Raw genomic sequence first — 18,419 nt, 5'->3', positions numbered from 1 at the left:
AAGACGTCAACAAAAAGCCCCCGCGATCGCTCGCGGGGGCTTTGTCAAATTCGGACTATTGCCTCAGTGAGTTATTCCGGCGCGACGTCACCGTTCATGATGTCGCCGAACTGTTCCCACTTCTCGCCCTTGAAACGCTGCATCTGCAGCTGGCTGATCGGGGCGAAGTCGCTCGGACCCGTGTTGATCTTGACGCCGGGCAGCAGCGTGTCCGGCGCGAAATCCTTCAGGCTCGCCGCCTGCTTCATCAGGTTGGCGCGGGTGAGGTCGTCACCGCATTGTTCCAGCGCCTTGACCAGCGTCTGCGCGGCACCATAGCCGTAGACGACGCTGGAGTCGGTCTTGTCGGCGCCGGGCATGTACTTGTCGAGGAACTCGACCCACTTCTTCATGTCGGCATCGTTGGCCCAGCGCGGATCGGCGCCGTCCTTGGCGTAAGCCGCCGACAGCACGTCCTGGGAGGCCTCGAAACCGGCCGGTTTCATCACGCTGCCGACCGAGGCCGACACGTTGGTGATGATCTGCAGCGGCTTCCAGCCGAGCTCGGCGGTCTTCTTGATGGTCTGGGCGCCGAATTTCGGCGTCGTGTAGATCAGCAGCACGTCGGGATTGGCGGCCTTGATCTTGACGATGTGGCCGTCGATCGACGGCTCGGAAACCTCATAGCTCTCCTCCATGATGATGGTGGACGCAGCCTTGGCGCCGAAACCGTCCTTGGTGCCCTTGAGGTAGTCTTTGCCGAAATCGTCGTTCTGATAGAGGATCGCGACCTTGGCGTTGGGCTTCTCCTTCATCAGCCATTTCGCATAGATCTGCGCTTCGCTCTGGTAGGAGGGCTGCCAGCCCATGGTCCAGGGGAAGTTCTTCGGGTCGTTCCACTTGGTGGCGCCGGTGGCGACGAACAGCTGCGGGATCTTCTTGGCGTTGAGATACTTCTGGATCGCGCTGTTCGAGGGTGTGCCGAGCGGGTTGAACACGGCGAGCACCTCGTCGCTCTCGACCAGCTTGCGGACCTGCTCCACGGCTTTCGGCGGCGAATACCCATCGTCATAGGTGACGTAGACGATCTTGCGGCCGTTGATGCCGCCCTTGTCGTTGATCATCTTGAAATAGGCTTCTTCGGTCTTGCCGATGATGCCGTAGGCCGACGCCGGGCCGCTATACGGCATGATGTTGCCGATCTTGATCTCGGTATCGGTCGCGCCGGTGTCGTATTTCTTCTGGGCGAGGGCTGCGGTGGAGGCGAGCGTGGCGACCGCCGTTATGAGTGCGGCGGTTCGCAGTGTTCTTACGAAAGTCAATTGGGTCTCCTTGGTTGAAACGACAGTCTTGGTGATGGGGTCAGTTCCTTCTGAACCTGCCCGCGAATTGCTGGCCCAGGATCGCGACCTGCCTTGCGCCATGCGGCACGAGGTAGATGACGAGGAACAGGAGCACGCCGAACACGGCGCCGGAGAGGCCCTTGGAGATGCCCTCCGCGATGTTCGGCACGAAGATGATGAAGGCGGCACCGACGATCGAGCCCGGCAGCCAGCCGACGCCGCCGACGACCATGCCGAGGAACAGCTGGATCGCAAGCGTGATGGTGAAGCTGTCGGGGGCGACGAACTGCACCGCGATGGCGCTGAGGCCACCGGCGACGCCGGTGATGCCGGCGGAGACGCCGAAGGCGAGCGTCTTGTAGAGCGCGACATTGACGCCCATGGCGGAGGCCGCGATCTCGTTGTCGCGGATCGCCATGAAGGCGCGGCCCGAGCGGGAGCGCAGCAGGTTGACGGAGAAGATGTAGATCGCGAGCACGACGACGAGCGTGAAGTAGTAGAGCCACATGTCCTGCGACATCTTCAGCCCGAACGGCGCATCCGGCTTGGTGACGACGAGGCCCTGCACGCCGCCGGTCCACGGCTCGAGGAAGTTCAGCTTGAGCAGCTGCGGCATTGCGGTGGCGAGCGCGAAGGTCGCGAGCGCGAGATAAACGCCGGAGAGCCGCAGCGCCGGCTGGCCGAACAGGAAGCCGACGCCGAAGCAGAGCACGCCCGCGACCGGCAGGCAGAGGAAGTAGGGGATGTTGAACTGCTCCATCATCACGGCAGTGATGTAGGCGCCGATGCCGTAGAACGCGCTCTGGCCGAGCGAGAACTGACCGCTTCCGCCGGTCAGGATGTTCAGCGCCAGCACCGCAAGGCCCAGATAGAGCAGCTGGGTCAGCTGGAAGATCACGAAATTCTTCGCGAACACCGGCACGACAAGGAGCAGCAGCAGCACCACCACCGAGGTGCCTGTGCCCAGCGTCATGGCCCGCTTCGGCACGGCCTCGACGGCCGGGGCTTCCGTGACGACGTCTTCGACAGCGCTCATGATCAAACTCGCTTGACGATGTGCCGGCCGAACAGACCAGCGGGTTTGACGACCAGGACGGAGATGATCAGCGCGAGCGCGATCGGGAGTTTCAGCTCGTTGCCGACGCCGGGGATGTAGGTGCCGGCGAGGTTCTCGAAGATGCCGACCAGGAAGCCGCCGACCACGGCGCCGAACGGGCTGGTCAGGCCGCCGAGCACGGCTGCCGCGAACCCGTAGATCAGCACGCCGCCCATCATGTTGGGCTCCAGGAACACGACGGGAGCGATCAGCATGCCGGCGATCGCGCCGATCGCGGTCGCCATGCCCCAGCCCAGCGCGATCATCCAGGAGGTGTTGATGCCGACGAGGCGCGCCGATTCAGGCACCGAGGCGGCCGCGCGCATGGCAAGGCCGATCCTGGTGTACTGGAAGAAGAAATACAGGCCGAGCAGCAGCAGCACGGTAACGCCGATCATGCCGGCCTGGTGGGTCGAGATCAGCTGGCTGCCGAGGAACGGCGAGGAGCCGAACGGGGTCGGATATTGCTTGATGGTGAAGTCCCAGATCAGGCCGGCCGACGAGTTGATGATCGCGAACAGCGCGATGAAGCCGGCGACGTTGGTCAGAACAGGCGCCTTCGCCAGCGGCTTGAACAGGATGCGCTCGATGGCGATGCCGCCGATGAACGACAACGCCAGCGTGATCGCAAAAGCCGCCCAATAGGGCACGCCCCACTGCATCAGCTGCCAGGAGATGAAGGTCGAGAACATCGCCATCTCGCCTTGCGCGAAGTTGAGATGGTCGATGGCCTGGTAGATCATGACCACGGCGAGCGCCATGCAGGCGTAGATCGCACCGGTGGCAATGCCGGCCAGCACCTGGTTGGTAAACAGCTCCATCGTGCCGGCTCCTCAGTAACCCAGATAGGATTTGCGGATTTCTTCGTTGTTCGCGATGTCCTTGGCATTGCCCGACATCACGATACGGCCGGTCTCGATCACATAGGCCTGGTCGGCGAGCTCGAGCGCGAGCTGGGCGTTCTGCTCGACCACCAGGATCGACACCTTGTCCTCGCGGTTGATCTTGCCGAGGATGCCGAACAGGTCGCGCACGACCAGCGGCGCGAGGCCGAAGGACGGCTCGTCCAGCAGCATCAGCCGCGGCCGCAGCATCAGCGCGCGCGCGACCGCGAGCATCTGCTGCTCGCCGCCGGAGAGCGTGCCGGCCTGCTGGGTATGCCGCTGCTTCAGGACCGGGAAATGCGCGTACATGCGCTCGATGTCGGAAACGATGCCGGCATTGTCCTTGCGGGTGATGGCCCCGAGCTGGAGATTCTCCTCCACCGTCATGGTGGTGAAGGTGCCGCGGCCCTGCGGCACGTGGGCGATGCCGTAGCGCACGATGCTCTCGGTGGAGCGGTTGTTCAGCGGCTTGCCGTCGAACTCGATGCCTCCGGTGGAGCGCACCATGTTGCAGATCGCGCGCAGCGTCGTGGTCTTGCCGGCGCCGTTGGCGCCGAGCAGCGTCGTCAGCGAGCCCTCGTTGAGCGAGAAGGTGAGGCCATGGAGCGCCTGGACCTGGCCGTAATAGGCGCGCAGGTCCTTGACGTTGAGCAGCGTCGTCATTGGTCCTTGCTCCCGAGATAGGCCTTGATGACGTCGGGGTCGACCTGCACCTGGGCGGGCGTGCCTTCGGCGAGCTTCTTGCCGAAGTTCAGCGCGACGACGTGGTCGGCGATCGACATCACGAGGCCCATGTGGTGCTCGACCAGCAGCACGGTCATGCCGCGTTCGTCGCGGATGCGGCGGATGAGGTCGCCGAGGACGTGGACCTCCTCGTGGTTGAGGCCGCCGGCGGGTTCGTCGAGCAGCAGGATCTTCGGGTCCGCCGCGAGCGCCCGCGCCAATTCGACGCGCTTCTGCGTGCCGAACGGCAGGCCGGAGACGGTGGTATGGGCGACGTCCTCGAGGTCGAGATAAGCGAGGATCTCGTGCACCTTCTTGTTCACGCTGCTCTCGCTGCGGCGAATCCAGGCGAGGCGCAGCGAGTCGCTGATGATGTCGGAGGAGGTGCGGGCATGGGTGCCGACGCGGACATTGTCCATCACCGACAGGTTCGGAAACAACGCCACGTTCTGGAAGGTGCGGCCGATGCCGATCTCGGCGATCCGGTGCGGCTGACGCTTCAAGATGCTCGCGCCTTCCATCAGGATGTCGCCCGACGACGGCTGGTAGAGGCGGGACAGGCAGTTGAACAGCGTTGTCTTGCCGGCGCCGTTGGGGCCGATCAATCCGAGGATCTGGCCCTTGAGCATGTCAAAGGACACGCCGTTGAGCGCGACGATGCCGCCGAACACGACGCTGACGTCGCGAACCGCGAGCAGAGGCGATGTCCCCTGCGCGAGCTGTGCCTGCGTCATCTCGTCTCGCCCACACTCGACAGTGGGCGAAGGGGCGATGCGAACCGCACCCTGACATGACAAAGGCTATCTGATCCCCTCGGCCACACGCGCAACTTTCCCTCCTGATTTCAGCTTTTTGCTGTCGTCTTTTTTGGATAGCGACATCAGACCCCCAAGTGTCGCTTCGATGTTCCTTACCATCGCAAGCAGACGCGGTCCAATGTCGTTGATCAATCGTTCTTCCGTGAAGCGGAATGCCGGCGCGCCACAATTGAATGCGTAAGGCCCGGTTCCGTCGTTGAGCTTGAGCGCGACGCCGGCGGCGCCGATGTCGTCGTGCCAGTCGCCGACCGAGATCGCGAAGCCGTGCTTGGCGACCATCTCGCCGGAACGCTCCAGCCCGTCGCGCATCTTCGGCCAGCGGCTGCCGTAATGTTCGCGCAGCACGCGCGACAGCTCGGTGCGCTCGTCCTCGCCCAGCGCCCAGAAATAGGCGCGACCCATCGCGGTGGTTGCAATCGGCACGCGCGAGCCGACGTCAAGTTGAACGCCGACGGTCTCGCTGCCGCGGCTCTGTCCGAAATAGATCATGCTGTGACGGTCGCGGCCGCCGATCGCGACGGCGCCACCGGTGGCGCGCATCATTTCCTCGCGGAACGGCTCGGACAAATGCCGAACGCCGAGATTGGCGAGCGCCGCGTAACCCAGCGCCATCGCGGCCGGCGCCAGCTGATATTTCTCGAAACGGGGAACCGGCGTCAGATAGCCGAGCTTCGTCAACGTGTAGGTCAGCCGCGAAACCGTCGGCTTCGGCAGGTTGGTGCGGGCAGCAATCTCCTGATTGCCAAGAAGTCCGTCGCTCGGTTGGAATGCGCGCAATACATCAAGCCCGCGGGAAAGCGCGACGACGAAATTCCGATCGGTCGCAGTCTTCTTTCCTGTACGCTTCATCCCTGATCTGCTCTTGCGCGGAGTCGTTGACAACGTCCGTGCTTCAAAATAACCCTGCCGTCAAGATGCGGAATTAAATTCCGCACCGCGAAATCGAACAAAAGTAAATCCCCACCAAGGAGGGAAACCGTGAGCGAAGTGGTCAAGCTTGAGCGTCATGATGAAGTCGGGATCGTCACGGTCAACAGCCCTCCGGTCAATGCGTTGAGTGCCGCAGTCCGCGGTGGTATTCTGGAATGCGTCAAGGCCGCGATCGCCGATCCCGCCATCAAGGGCATCGTGCTGACCTGCGCCGGCCGCACCTTCATCGCCGGGGCCGATATCACCGAGTTCGGCAAGCCGCCGAAGCCGCCGGCCCTCAACGACGTGCTGTCCGAGATCGAGAATTCGCCAAAACCCGTCGTTGCTGCGATCCATGGCAACGCGCTCGGCGGCGGCCTCGAAGTCGCGCTCGCCTGTCATTTTCGCGTCGCGGTCAAGGAAGCCAAGCTCGGCCTGCCCGAGGTGAAGCTCGGCCTCCTGCCGGGCGCCGGCGGCACCCAGCGCCTGCCGCGCGCGGTCGGTCCCGAGCTCGCGGTCAAGATGATCGTCGGCGGTGACCCGATCGGAGCAGCCGAAGCGCTGAAGAACGGCCTGATCGAGGAGATCGTGGAAGGTCCGGCCTCCGGCGGCGAAGCCTTTGTGCGCAAGCTGCTGGCCGAGAAGCGCCCGCTGCGCCGTCTGCGCGACGACGATTCCAAGATCGCGGCTGCGAAGGCCGACCGCTCGATCTTCACCAATGCGGTCGCGGCGATGACCAAGAAGTCGCGCGGCCTGGAGGCCCCGTTCGCGGCGGCCGACGCCGTCGGCTACGCCATCGACCTGCCGTTCGACGAAGGTCTAAAGAAGGAGCGCGAGGGTTTTCTCAAGCTCGTCGCCTCCGATCAGTCCAAGGCACAGCGCTATGCCTTCTTCGCCGAGCGCGAAGCCAACAAGATCGCGGGCGTGCCCGAAGGCACCAAGTCGCGTCCCGTTAACCGTGTTGCCATTCTCGGTGCCGGCACGATGGGCGGCGGCATCGCGATGTCGTTTGCAAACGCGGGCGTTCCCGTCACTTTGATCGAGACCGGTGAAGAGCAGCTCAAGCGCGGCATGGGCATCATGCAGAAGAACTGGGAAGCGACCGCGGCGCGCGGTGGCATCCCGGCGGATGCACCGGCCAAGCGCATGGCGCTGATCAATGGCGTCGTCGGGATCGAGAATGTCGGCGATGCCGATCTCGTCATCGAAGCCGTGTTCGAGACCATGGCGGTGAAGAAGGAAGTGTTCGGCAAGCTCGACCAGTATGCCAAGCCAGGCGCCGTGCTCGCCTCCAACACCTCGTACCTGAACATCGACGAGATCGCGAAGGCGACCAAGCGTCCGCAGGACGTGCTTGGTATGCACTTCTTCTCGCCGGCCAACGTCATGAAGCTCTGCGAGATCGTCCGGGCCGACAAGACCGCGCCGGACGCCCTTGTCACGGCTGTGACGATCGCGCGCAAGATTGCGAAGGTTCCGGCTGTGGTCGGCGTCTGCGACGGCTTTGTCGGCAATCGCATGCTCGCCCAGCGTGGCAAGCAGTCGGAGAAGCTCCTGTTCGAAGGCGCGCTGCCGCAGCAGGTCGACGCCGTCGTGACGAAGTTCGGCATGCCGATGGGACCGTTCGCGATGGGCGACCTCGCCGGCCTCGACATCGGCTGGCGCTCGCGCAAGGACCGCGGCATCAAGTCGGAGATCGCGGACGCGCTCTGCGAAGCCGGCCGCTTCGGCCAGAAGACCGGCAAGGGCTACTACAAGTACGAAGCCGGCTCGCGCGCGCCGATGCCCGATCCTGAGGTCGAGAAGCTTATCGACGAGACGCTGCTGCGTCTCGGCCGCAAGAAGCGCATCGTCAGCGACGACGAGATCCTCGAGCGCATGATGTATCCGATGATCAACGAGGGCGCGAAGATCCTCGAAGAGGGCATCGCGGCGCGTCCCTCCGACATCGACGTGGTCTGGCTCTATGGCTATGGCTGGCCGATCTACCGCGGCGGCCCGATGTTCTGGGCCGACACCGTCGGCCTCAAGCACATCGCCGATCGTCTGTCCTTCTACGCCAAGGAGACCAACGACCCGAGCCTCGAGCCCGCCCCGCTGCTGAAGAAGCTCGCGGCAGAGGGCAAGACGTTCGCGTCGCTGGCCGCGGAGTCGAAGGCAGCTTGATCGGGGCTTGCACTCTCGGCGTCATTCCGGGATGGCCCGCAGGGCCAGGCCCGGAATCCATTTTCGCCTCTGAGTGCGCTGCCTAATGGATTCCGGGTTCGCGACTTCGTCGCGCCCCGGAATGACGGTTAGTGTGGTTTAAGGAAGCAATGACCCATCCCGGCGAACAGTTTTACCCCGAGGGCGTGCATTGGGACGACACCATCGTCCAGGGCACGCTGCCTGACCTGCTCACGACGGCCGCTGCAAACTACGGCCCACGCACCGCACTGGAATTTCGCGATCGTCCGATCAGCTATGCCGAGCTCGCCGCCATGGCCGAGCGCGCGGCGGCTGCGTTCCTGCGCGCCGGCTGCGGCAAGAACACGTCCGTCGCGCTGTTCCTCGGCAACACGCCGGACCATCCCGTCAATTTTTTCGGCGCGCTGAAGGCCGGCGCCCGCGTCGCGCATCTGTCGCCGCTCGATGGCGAGATCGCGCTGACGCACAAGGTGTCCGACTCCGGCTCGCGCCTGCTCGTCACCTCGAACCTCCAGGCGCTGTTGCCGACCGCACTGAAATTTCTGGAGAAGGGACTGATCGACCGCCTCGTCGTCTGCGAGGACGACAGCTGGGGCAAGATCGGCACGCCGCAGGCGGCAATTCCGGACGACCCGCGCATCATCACTTTCAAGGCCTTCGTCGAGGGCGCGATGTCCCCGGCGCAATGGCCCGCGGTCGCGGTCGATGACGTCGCGCTGCTGCAATATACCGGCGGCACCACCGGTCTACCCAAGGGCGCCATGCTCACGCACGGCAATCTCACCTCTGCGGTATCGATCTACGACGTCTGGGGCAAGCCGGCCCGCGCGGCCCGCGGCGACGTCGTCGAGCGTGTGATCTGCGTGCTGCCGCTGTTCCACATCTATGCGCTGACCGTCGTCCTGTTGTCGTCGCTCCGCCGCGGCAATCTGATCTCGCTGCACCAGCGTTTCGACGTCGAAGCCGTGATGCGCGACATCGAGGTCAAGCGCGCGACCTATTTCCCCGGCGTGCCGACGATGTGGATCGCGATCGCCGCACTCCCCAATCTCGACAAGCGCGACTTCTCCTCGCTTACCGCCATCGGCTCCGGCGGCGCGCCGCTGCCGGTCGAGGTCGCACGATTCTTCGAGAGCAAGGTCGGCAAGAAGCTCAGGAGCGGCTGGGGCATGACCGAAACCTGCTCGCCAGGCACCGGACATCCGCCTACGGGGCCCGACAAGCCCGGTTCGATCGGCCTGATGCTGCCCGGCATCGAGCTCGATGTCGTCTCGCTGGACGATCCGACGAAAGCGCTGCCGCCGGGCGAAGTCGGCGAGATCCGCATCAAGGGCCCGAACGTCACCAAGGGCTATTGGAATAAGCCGGCGGGATCCGCGGAGGCCTTCATCGACGGCCGCTTCCTCACCGGCGACATCGGCTATGTCGACACCGACGGCTATTTCTTCCTGGTCGACCGCAAGAAGGACATGATCATCTCAGGCGGTTTCAATGTCTATCCGCAGATGATCGAGCAGGCGATCTACACCGTTCCAGGCGTGCACGAGGTGATCGTGCTCGGCATTCCCGACCAATACAGGGGCGAAGCCGCCAAGGCCTTCATCAAGCTCAGGCCGGACGCAAAGCCGTTCTCGCTCGACGAGCTGCGTGCGCAGCTCGCCGGGAAGGTCGGCAAGCACGAAATGCCCGCGGCGGTCGAGTTCGTCGACGATCTGCCGCGCACGCCGGTCGGAAAGCTGTCGCGCCACGAGTTGCGCCAGCAACAGAAACCATCACAATCCACCCAAACAGGAGGTCGCTCTTGACCGACGCCGTCATCGTTTCCACCGCCCGTACGCCGATCGGCAAGGCCTATCGCGGCATGCTCAATGCCACCGAAGGCGCCACGCTGCTCGGCCACGCCATTGGTGAAGCTGTCGCGCGCGCAAAAGTCGATCCGAAGGAGATCGAGGACGTCGTGATGGGCGCGGCGCTCCAGCAGGGCTCGACCGGCGGCAACATCGCGCGCAAGGCGCTGCTTCGCGCCGGTCTCCCGGTCACCGTCGCCGGCACCACCATCGACCGCCAGTGCGCCTCCGGCCTGCAGGCGATCGCGCTGGCCGCACGCTCGGTGATCTTCGACGGCGTCGAGGTCGCGGTCGGCGGCGGCGGCGAGTCGATCAGCCTCGTGCAGAACGACAAGATGAACGGTTTCCACGCCCAGGACCCCGCGCTGCTCAAGATCAAGGGCGAGGTCTACATGCCCATGATCGACACCGCCGAGATCGTCGCCAAGCGCTACGGCATCTCGCGCGAACGGCAGGACGAATATTCGCTGGAGAGCCAGCGCCGCACCGCCGCCGCCCAGCAGGGCGGCAAGTTCAGGGACGAGATCGCGCCGATCACGACGCAGATGGCCGTCACCGACAAGGCGACCGGCACTGTCTCGATGAAGGAAGTGACGCTGTCGCAGGACGAAGGTCCGCGCCCCGAGACCACGCTCGAAGGCCTCGCCGGCCTCAAGGCCGTGCGCGGTGACGGTTTCTCCATCACCGCCGGCAATGCCAGCCAGCTCTCCGATGGCGCCAGCGCCTCGGTGATCATGAGCGACAAGGAAGCCGCCAGGCGCGGACTCAACCCGCTCGGCATCTTCCGCGGCTTTGTCTCCGCCGGCTGTGAGCCCGACGAGATGGGCATCGGTCCTGTTTTCGCCGTGCCGCGCCTGCTCAAGCGTCATGGCCTCAAGGTCGACGACATCGGCCTCTGGGAGCTGAACGAAGCCTTCGCGGTGCAGGTGCTGTATTGCCGCGACAAGCTCGGCATCGACCCCGAGAAGATCAATGTCGATGGCGGCGCGATCGCAGTCGGCCATCCCTACGGCATGTCGGGAGCGCGCCTGACCGGCCACGCGCTGATCGAAGGCCGCCGCCGCAAGGCCAAGTACGCAGTCGTCACCATGTGCGTCGGCGGCGGCATGGGCGCGGCCGGGCTGTTTGAGATTTTGCAGTAATTCACAGGAGGATCCGATGGATCTCGCATTCACGAAAGAAGAGCAGGCGTTTCGCGAGGAAGTGCGGTCATTCTTCCGCGACAACGTGCCGCCGGATACGCGGCGCAAGCTGGTCGAGGGTCGTCATCTTACCAAGGACGAGATGGTGACGTGGTGGCGCATCCTCAACAAGAAGGGCTGGGGCGTCAGCCATTGGCCGAAGCAATACGGCGGCACGGGCTGGACCAGCGTGCAGCACTACATCTTCAATGAAGAGCTGCAGTCCTATCCGGCGCCGCAGCCGCTCGCCTTCGGCGTCAGCATGGTCGGTCCCGTCATCTACACCTTCGGCAACGAAGAGCAGAAGAAGAAGTATTTGCCGCGCATCGCCAATGTCGATGATTGGTGGTGCCAGGGCTTTTCGGAGCCGGGCTCCGGGTCGGACCTCGCCTCGCTCAAGACCAAAGCCGAGCGCAAGGGCGACAAGTGGATCATCAACGGCCAGAAGACCTGGACCACGCTGGCCCAGCACGCCGACATGATCTTCTGCCTCTGCCGCACCGACAACAATGCGAAGAAGCAGATGGGCATCTCCTTCATCGTGTTCCCGATGAAGTCGAAGGGCGTCACCGTGCGCCCGATCCAGACCATCGACGGCGGCCATGAGGTCAACGAGGTGTTCTTCGACGACGTCGAGGTGCCCGTCGAGAACCTGATCGGCGAAGAGAACAAGGGCTGGGATTACGCAAAATTCCTGCTCGGCAACGAGCGCACCGGCATCGCGCGCGTCGGCGTCTCCAAGGAGCGGCTGCGCCGCATCCGCGACCTCGCCGGCAAGGTCGAATCCGGCGGCAAGCCGATCATCCAGGACTCCGCCTTCCGCGAGAAGCTGGCGGCCTGCGAAATCGAGCTGAAGGCGCTCGAGCTGACGCAGCTGCGCGTCGTCGCCGACGAGGGCAAGCACGGCAAGGGCAAGCCCAATCCGGCGTCCTCGGTGCTGAAGATCAAGGGCTCCGAGATCCAGCAGACCACCACCGAGCTGCTCATGGAAGTGATCGGCCCGTTTGCCGCGCCCTACGATTTGCACGGCGACGACGGCTCCAACGAAGCCATGGACTGGACCGCTCAGATCGCGCCGAGCTACTTCAACAACCGCAAGGTCTCGATCTACGGCGGCTCCAACGAGATCCAGCGCAACATCATCGCCAAGGCGGTGCTGGGGCTTTGAGGCGACAATGACGCTGTCGTCCCCCGCGAAGGCGGGGGACCCAGTACGCCGCGGCGGTCGTGGGTACGGCAGGCGGTTGCGTTTACTGGATCCCCGCATTCGCGGGGATGACGTCTGAGGGTGAAGCGACGGCAGGGCAATTCCCGCCGATTTGGAGAGAAACATGGATTTTGACCTGACCGAGGAGCAGCGGCTCCTGAAGGACAGCATCGACGGCCTGCTGACCGACTCCTACGATTTCGAGCAGCGCAAGAAGTACATGAAGGAAAAGGGCGGCTGGAGCAAAGCCGTCTGGGGCAAGCTCGCCGAGCAGGGCCTGCTCGGCCTGCCTTTCGCGGAAGCCGATGGCGGCTTCGGCGGCGGCGGCGTCGAGACCATGATCGTGATGGAAGCGCTCGGCAAGGCGCTGGTGCTCGAGCCTTATCTGGCAACGGTCGTGATCGGCGGCGGCTTCCTGCGCCACGCCGGCAGCGATGCGCAGAAGGCCGCGCATGTGCCTGGGATCGTCGACGGCAGCAAGACGCTGGCGTTTGCCCAGCTCGAGAAGAACTCGCGCTACGATCTGTTCGACGTCGCAACGACGGCGAAGAAGAAGGGCGACGGCTGGGTCATCGACGGCGAGAAGTTCGTCGTGCTCAACGGCGAAAACGCCGACACGCTGGTCGTCACCGCCCGCACCAAGGGCAACCGCCGCGACACGACCGGCATCGGCGTGTTCCTGGTCCCGGCGGACGCCAAGGGCGTCACCAGGAAGTCCTACCCGACCCAGGACGGCCTGCACGCCGCCGACATCACCTTTACGGGCGTCGAGGTCGGCGCGGATGCGGCGATCGGCAACCCCGAGGACTCGCTTGCGCTGATCGAACGCGTGGTGGACGAAGCCCGCGTCGCGCTCTGCGCCGAGGCGGTCGGCCTGATGGATGAGTCGCTCAAGACCACGGTCGAGTACATCAAGACGCGCAAGCAGTTTGGCGTCGCGATCGGCTCGTTCCAGTCGCTCCAGCACCGCGCCTCCGACATGTTCGTCGCGGCCGAGCAGGCCCGCTCGATGTCGATGTTCGCGACCATGGCTGGTGATTTCGAGAACGCCAAGGAACGCAGCAACGCCATCGCCGCGGCCAAGGCGCAGATCGGCAAGTCGCTGAAATTCGTCGGCCAGCAGTCGATCCAGCTCCATGGCGGCATCGGCATGACCATGGAGGCGAAGATCGGCCACTACTTCAAGCGCCTGACCATGATCGAGAACACTTTCGGCGACACCGACTACCACCAGCGCCGCGTCGCCGATGCGGGTGGGTTGATCTAGTCGCCCCTGCCGTCATTGCGAGGAGCTCTTGCGACGAAGCAATCCAGACTTTCTCCGCGGAGAGATCCTGGATTGCTTCGCTGCGTTCGCAATGACGGAGGCCGTTGAAGCATCGGAGTAGAAAAATGAAAAACACCCCGTTCGATCTCACCGGAAAAGTCGCCGTCGTCACCGGCTCCAGCCGCGGCATCGGCCGCTCCTCGGCCGAGCTGCTTGCCAAGCTCGGCGCAAAAGTCGTGGTGTCGTCGCGCAAGGCCGACGCCTGCAAGGAAGTCGCCGATGGCATCAACGCCTCAGGCGGCGATGCCATCGTCATTCCCTGCAACATCGCGCGCAAGAACGAGGTCGAGGCGCTGATCTCGGGCGCGACGAAGCACTACGGCAAGATCGATATCCTCGTCTGCAACGCGGCCGTGAACCCGTATTACGGCCCGCTGCTCGACATCACGGATGAAGCCTTCGACAAGATCATGGGCTCGAACGTCAAGAGCAACATCTGGCTCTCCGCGCTCGCGATCCCTGAGATGGCCGAACGCGGCAAGGGCTCGGTCATCATCATCTCCTCGATCGGGGGCCTGCGCGGCTCCACCGTGATCGGCGCCTACGGTATTTCGAAAGCCGCGGACTTCGCGCTGTGCCGCTCGCTCGCCGGCGAATGGGGCCCGAAGGGCGTCCGCGTCAACTGCATCGCGCCTGGCCTGGTCAAGACCGATTTCGCCCGCGCGCTCTGGGAAGACGAAGCCAACCTCAAGCGCCGCACCGCCACCACGCCGCTCCGCCGCATCGGCGAGCCCGACGAAATCGCCGGCGCCGTCGCCTACCTTGCCTCCGACGCCTCGAGCTTCATGACCGGCCAGACCATCGTGATCGACGGCGGCGTCACCACGGCGGCGGTGTAGGGTTTCGCCGGGACGACGGAGAGATATTGACCTTGCCGCCCTAATCCGCTCCTTTTGGCGCGGACACAATGACCCGTCCTTAGGGAAAACGCCAAGGTAAGCCTCCATGTCTTTCGTCCTCGCCATCGACCAGGGCACGACCTCCTCGCGCGCGATCGTGTTTCGCGGCGATATTTCCATCGCAGCGAAAGCGCAGCAGGAGTTTCCGCAGCATTTTCCGGCCTCGGGCTGGGTCGAGCACGAGCCGGAGGACATCTGGACCTCGACCGTGATGGTCTGCCGCGAGGCGATCGAGCAGGCCGGCATCGGGCCCAAGGATATTGCCGCGATCGGCATCACCAACCAGCGCGAGACCACCGTGGTGTGGGACCGTGCCACCGGCCAGGCGGTGCACCGCGCCATCGTCTGGCAGGACCGCCGCACGGCCGACATCTGCGCCAAGCTCAAGGCCGACGGCCGCGAGCCGTTGATCTCGCAGAAGACCGGCCTGATCATCGATCCCTATTTCTCCGGCACCAAGGTCGCCTGGATCCTCGACCACGTCCCCGGCGCGCGTGCCCGCGCCGCCCGCGGCGAGCTGATGTTCGGCACCGTCGATTGCTATCTGCTCTGGCGCCTCACCGGCGGCAAGGTGCACGCCACCGACGCCACCAACGCCTCGCGCACGCTGCTGTTCAACATCCACACCGGCCAGTGGGACGACGAGCTCTTGGAGATCATCGGCGTGCCGCGCTCGATGCTCCCCGAGGTGAAGGATTCCTCCGCGCGCTTCGGCGAGAGCACGCCGGACCTGTTCGGCGGGCCGATCGCGATCTGCGGCATCGCCGGCGACCAGCAGGCCGCAACCATCGGCCAGGCCTGCTTCCGCCCGGGCATGATGAAGTCGACCTACGGCACCGGCTGCTTCGCGCTGCTCAACACCGGCACGACGCCCGTCGCCTCCAGGAACAAGCTGCTCACCACCATCGCCTACCAGCTCGACGGCAAGCGCACTTACGCGCTCGAGGGCTCGATCTTCGTCGCGGGCAGCGCGGTGCAATGGCTGCGCGACGGCCTCGGCATCATCAAGCACGCCGCCGAGACCGGACCGCTCGCCGATCAGTCTGATACCATGCAGAGCGTGTATCTCGTCCCGGCTTTCGTCGGCATGGGCGCGCCCTACTGGAATCCGCGCGTCCGCGGCGCGCTGTTCGGCCTCACCCGCAACACCGGACCTGCCGAGCTGGCCCATGCCGCGCTGGAGAGCGTCTGCTACCAGACTTTCGATCTCTGGGCCGCGATGCGCGCGGACTGGCCGAGCTCGGAGGTGGCGAGCGTCGTGCTCCGCGTCGATGGCGGCATGACCGCCTCCGACTGGACCATGCAGCGCCTCGCCGATCTGCTCGATGCGCCGGTCGATCGCCCGGTGATCCAGGAGACCACCGCGCTCGGCGCCGCCTATCTCGCCGGCCTCAATGCCGGCGTCTATCCCGAGCCGACCAAATTCGCCGACAATTGGCGGCTCGAGCACCGCTTCAAGCCGAACATGAGCGATGCCACCCGCGAGCGAAAGCTTGCCGGCTGGGCGCGCGCGGTGAAGGGCGTGCTGGCGAGCGACGAGGGGGAGGGGTGATCCTCCCCGACGGCTATTCCGACATCCCGGCCGGCAAGATTGCCGCCGTCGTCACCCATCTGGAGATGACGGCGCGCCCCGCGCGCCGCGACGATCCGCCCGGCGGTTGGTCGCTGCGCAAGGTCGATGCGCCCGCGCTGGCCTGGTACCGCGATCTCTACCGCCGCGTCGGCGAGGACTGGCTGTGGTCCTCGCGAGCGCAGATGAATGACGCCGAGCTCGCCGCGATCATCCATGCCGCAGGCATCGAGGTCTACGCGCTGGTCGTCGACGGCCGCGACGAAGGCATGCTGGAGCTGGACTTTCGTCAGCCCGGTCAATGCGAGCTGGTCTATTTCGGTGTCACTTCGAGCTTGATCGGCACCGGTGCCGCCCGCTTCCTGATGAACCGCGCCATGGAGCGTGCCTGGTTCGGCGATGTGCAGCGCGTCTGGGTGCACACCTGCACCTTCGATCACCCCTCGGCCGTGGCGTTCTACCAGCGCTCCGGCTTCATCCCGTTCCGCCGCCAGATCGAGATTGCGGATGATCCCCGGCTCGATGGCACGGTGTCGCGTGACGCGGCGAAGCACGTGCCGATCATAAAGTAAGACGCGGCCGCGCTTCTCACATCGTCTTCAAATATTCCACCAGCGCCCGCCGTTCGTCCGGCGTCAGAAGGCGTCCGATCACGCCGTCCTTGCCATTGCCAAACTCGTGCCCGGTGTTGAAGTTGCCCCGGATCCTGGTGTCGAGCTCGAATCCGCCTTCCAATTTGTCCGTCCGATATCCGACATTGACCGGATCATATTCGCGGTTGCCGAGGTAGAATTTGGTCGGCCGCTCGCTGGCCGGCGACAGCAGGGCATAGAGGTTCGGCACCGAGCCGTTGTGCAGGTAAGGCGGCGTTGCCCAGATGCCGTTGAGCGGACGTGCCTTGTAGGCCAGTGGCGCCTGGATGCCGTTCTCCCGGTAGCCGTTCAGCTCCTCGCGCTTCTCTGGCGCGACGGGAGGTGTCTGGCTGTCATACCAATGCTTGATGGTCTTTTCGGTGACCGCACCGAGCGCCGGGCCGAAATTGTCGGTGGCAATTTCGAGCTCCCTGGGAATGCTGACCCTGCGATCGAGCATGTCCTTTGCCTGCGCCGGGTCGGTGCCAACAAGCGTGATGGGGACAACGTTGAGGCGGAGATAACGCTCGCCCGGATAGTGCTCCGCCTTTTGACCTGCCGGCAGCGACCAGCGGTCGGACGTCCAGAATTCGGCACTGCTCACCGGCGCCAAATGGCATCCCTGGCAAAGCTCCTTGTAGAGGGCCGCTCCTTGCCCGGCGCGTGTCTTGTCGATGGGCGGAAGCTCGGCAGGCCATTGCGGCGACTTCAATCCGGTGAAGCCTGTGCTTGCATTCGGTTGCTTGCCGGCCAGCGATTTCTCGATCCTGTCCAGGTTCAAGAACTCGATGCCCGAGACGTAAAAGCCTCCGGTCGGGCTTGTCAGGTTGAGCATCGCCGAGACGCCCATCGCTTCGCCGGCGTTACGCACCATGGGCTGTTCGATCGATGAATTGTACTGGACCCAATCGAACCAGGGGGCATCCCAGATGCGCGGGAAATGCACCGGCGCCGATGTGGCGGCATAGTTGGCGGGAGTCTTGAGATCGACTGCGAAGACCTCGTTGCCGATGCGGTTCAACGCGTCGAGCCTGCCGTATCCTTCGACCACGCTCTGCGGGCCAACCATGGTATCGAGATCGGAAAGCCCCTTGCCCTGCGCCAGCACCTTGTCGAGTTGCGCGAGCAGCTGGGTCTTTTCCACTTCGCTCGGGTTTGCGCCGATCACCCTTTCGGCGAACCTGTCGAAGCGGTAGGGCACGAAGCGCGTGAACGCCAGCGAGAGGCCAAGCGCGGTGCGGAACTTGCCGAGATCAGTGATTGCAGGGCCGCCGTCGACCAGGAATTCCGTGCCCTGATAGGTGAAGCGCCCGGTGTGGCACGCCGCGCAGGTCAGCCCGATCCGTGTCATGTCGGCATAGGGGGCCCGCGGATTCCTCCAAGGCTGTGCCGTGGCATCGACCATCGCCTTGCCGCGCGCCATGCCCACGGGCAATCCGAGCTTGGGATCGGCCGCATCGGGGATGAAGCCGAAACGGTCGAGGTAGACAGGGTCGCTCAGCAGTCCCACCGACGTCAGCGACATCTCCGGCTGCTCGAGGGCCATGAACCATTCGTAAGGGATGTGGAAGGTCGCCGTACCCTGATCGGCGTGGTGAACCCAGTCGCGCTGATCGGTCCAGTTCTGGTCGAGCCAGCGGGTCTTCTGCACGGCTGGATATTCCGGCAACTTCACCCTGATGCCGTCATAGACCTTGGCGACATAGGGATAGGCCACCAGGCCCGCGATCACGATAACAGCGGCAACGACAACCGAGAAGAGCAGGGACAGCGAGCCGACGATGGAATTCGGTTTCCACGCCATTGTATTCTCCAAT

At 64.5% G+C, this 18,419-nt stretch carries 15 protein-coding genes; 8 read left to right on the top strand and 7 right to left on the bottom strand.

From position 1 onward, the window contains the following. Positions 1-71 precede the first annotated feature (71 nt). The 6 genes from XI06_RS41620 to XI06_RS41595 form a co-directional block, all read right to left on the bottom strand. A complete protein-coding gene (locus XI06_RS41620) occupies positions 72-1,301 on the bottom strand; it encodes an ABC transporter substrate-binding protein (RefSeq protein WP_237863156.1) in 1,230 nt (409 codons plus the stop codon). 40 nt (positions 1,302-1,341) lie between these two features. Then, positions 1,342-2,358 (bottom strand): branched-chain amino acid ABC transporter permease, encoded by a 1,017-nt coding sequence (locus XI06_RS41615; RefSeq protein ID WP_271607925.1) that lies wholly within the window; start codon positions 2,356-2,358, stop codon positions 1,342-1,344. Between the two features lie 2 nt (positions 2,359-2,360). Then, positions 2,361-3,239 carry a branched-chain amino acid ABC transporter permease gene (locus tag XI06_RS41610; RefSeq protein ID WP_271607924.1) on the bottom strand — a complete coding sequence of 293 codons (879 nt, stop codon included), beginning with the start codon at positions 3,237-3,239 and terminating at the stop codon, positions 2,361-2,363. A 12-nt stretch (positions 3,240-3,251) separates the two neighbouring features. Further along, complete coding sequence (locus XI06_RS41605; protein ID WP_237863153.1) at positions 3,252-3,965, bottom strand: ABC transporter ATP-binding protein; 714 nt, start codon at positions 3,963-3,965, stop codon at positions 3,252-3,254. Next, positions 3,962-4,759: an ABC transporter ATP-binding protein gene (locus XI06_RS41600; protein WP_237863152.1), complete on the bottom strand. Its 798-nt coding sequence runs from the start codon at positions 4,757-4,759 to the stop codon at positions 3,962-3,964. The genes XI06_RS41605 and XI06_RS41600 overlap by 4 nt, the downstream gene beginning before the upstream one ends. Positions 4,760-4,825: 66 nt before the next feature. After that, positions 4,826-5,692: an IclR family transcriptional regulator gene (locus XI06_RS41595; protein WP_237863151.1), complete on the bottom strand. Its 867-nt coding sequence runs from the start codon at positions 5,690-5,692 to the stop codon at positions 4,826-4,828. A 129-nt stretch (positions 5,693-5,821) separates the two neighbouring features. On the opposite strand from XI06_RS41595, the gene XI06_RS41590 reads away from it, so the two are divergent. The 8 genes from XI06_RS41590 to XI06_RS41555 all read left to right on the top strand — a co-directional run bounded on the left by XI06_RS41590 (position 5,822) and on the right by XI06_RS41555 (position 16,542). Further along, positions 5,822-7,918, top strand: a complete 2,097-nt coding sequence (locus XI06_RS41590) for a 3-hydroxyacyl-CoA dehydrogenase NAD-binding domain-containing protein (protein WP_271607923.1) — start codon at positions 5,822-5,824, stop codon at positions 7,916-7,918. Between the two features lie 149 nt (positions 7,919-8,067). Beyond that, complete coding sequence (pimA, locus tag XI06_RS41585; RefSeq protein WP_237863149.1) at positions 8,068-9,744, top strand: dicarboxylate--CoA ligase PimA; 1,677 nt, start codon at positions 8,068-8,070, stop codon at positions 9,742-9,744. Next, positions 9,741-10,928, top strand: a complete 1,188-nt coding sequence (locus tag XI06_RS41580) for an acetyl-CoA C-acyltransferase (protein ID WP_237890259.1) — start codon at positions 9,741-9,743, stop codon at positions 10,926-10,928. The genes pimA and XI06_RS41580 overlap by 4 nt, the downstream gene beginning before the upstream one ends. A 16-nt stretch (positions 10,929-10,944) precedes the next feature. Next, positions 10,945-12,135, top strand: coding sequence for a pimeloyl-CoA dehydrogenase large subunit (gene pimC, locus XI06_RS41575; protein ID WP_237863147.1), 1,191 nt, complete (start codon positions 10,945-10,947; stop codon positions 12,133-12,135). Between the two features lie 163 nt (positions 12,136-12,298). Beyond that, positions 12,299-13,441: a pimeloyl-CoA dehydrogenase small subunit gene (pimD, locus tag XI06_RS41570; RefSeq protein ID WP_271607922.1), complete on the top strand. Its 1,143-nt coding sequence runs from the start codon at positions 12,299-12,301 to the stop codon at positions 13,439-13,441. Between the two features lie 125 nt (positions 13,442-13,566). Further along, positions 13,567-14,340, top strand: a complete 774-nt coding sequence (locus XI06_RS41565) for an SDR family NAD(P)-dependent oxidoreductase (RefSeq protein ID WP_237863145.1) — start codon at positions 13,567-13,569, stop codon at positions 14,338-14,340. Positions 14,341-14,446: 106 nt separating this feature from the next. Beyond that, positions 14,447-15,952 carry a glycerol kinase GlpK gene (gene glpK, locus XI06_RS41560; protein WP_237863144.1) on the top strand — a complete coding sequence of 502 codons (1,506 nt, stop codon included), beginning with the start codon at positions 14,447-14,449 and terminating at the stop codon, positions 15,950-15,952. Further along, positions 15,949-16,542 carry a GNAT family N-acetyltransferase gene (locus tag XI06_RS41555; RefSeq protein ID WP_271607921.1) on the top strand — a complete coding sequence of 198 codons (594 nt, stop codon included), beginning with the start codon at positions 15,949-15,951 and terminating at the stop codon, positions 16,540-16,542. Before glpK ends, XI06_RS41555 begins: the two co-directional genes overlap by 4 nt. A 16-nt stretch (positions 16,543-16,558) precedes the next feature. Here XI06_RS41555 and XI06_RS41550 read toward each other — a convergent pair whose 3' ends face one another. Then, on the bottom strand, positions 16,559-18,406 hold the full coding sequence (locus XI06_RS41550; protein ID WP_271607920.1) for a di-heme-cytochrome C peroxidase: 1,848 nt from the start codon (positions 18,404-18,406) through the stop codon (positions 16,559-16,561). Positions 18,407-18,419 lie beyond the last annotated feature (13 nt).

The sequence above is a fragment of the Bradyrhizobium sp. CCBAU 11434 genome (genome assembly GCF_028128895.1).
GTDB lineage: Bacteria > Pseudomonadota > Alphaproteobacteria > Rhizobiales > Xanthobacteraceae > Bradyrhizobium > Bradyrhizobium zhengyangense.
This window is presented reverse-complemented; position numbering and strand designations above follow the sequence as displayed.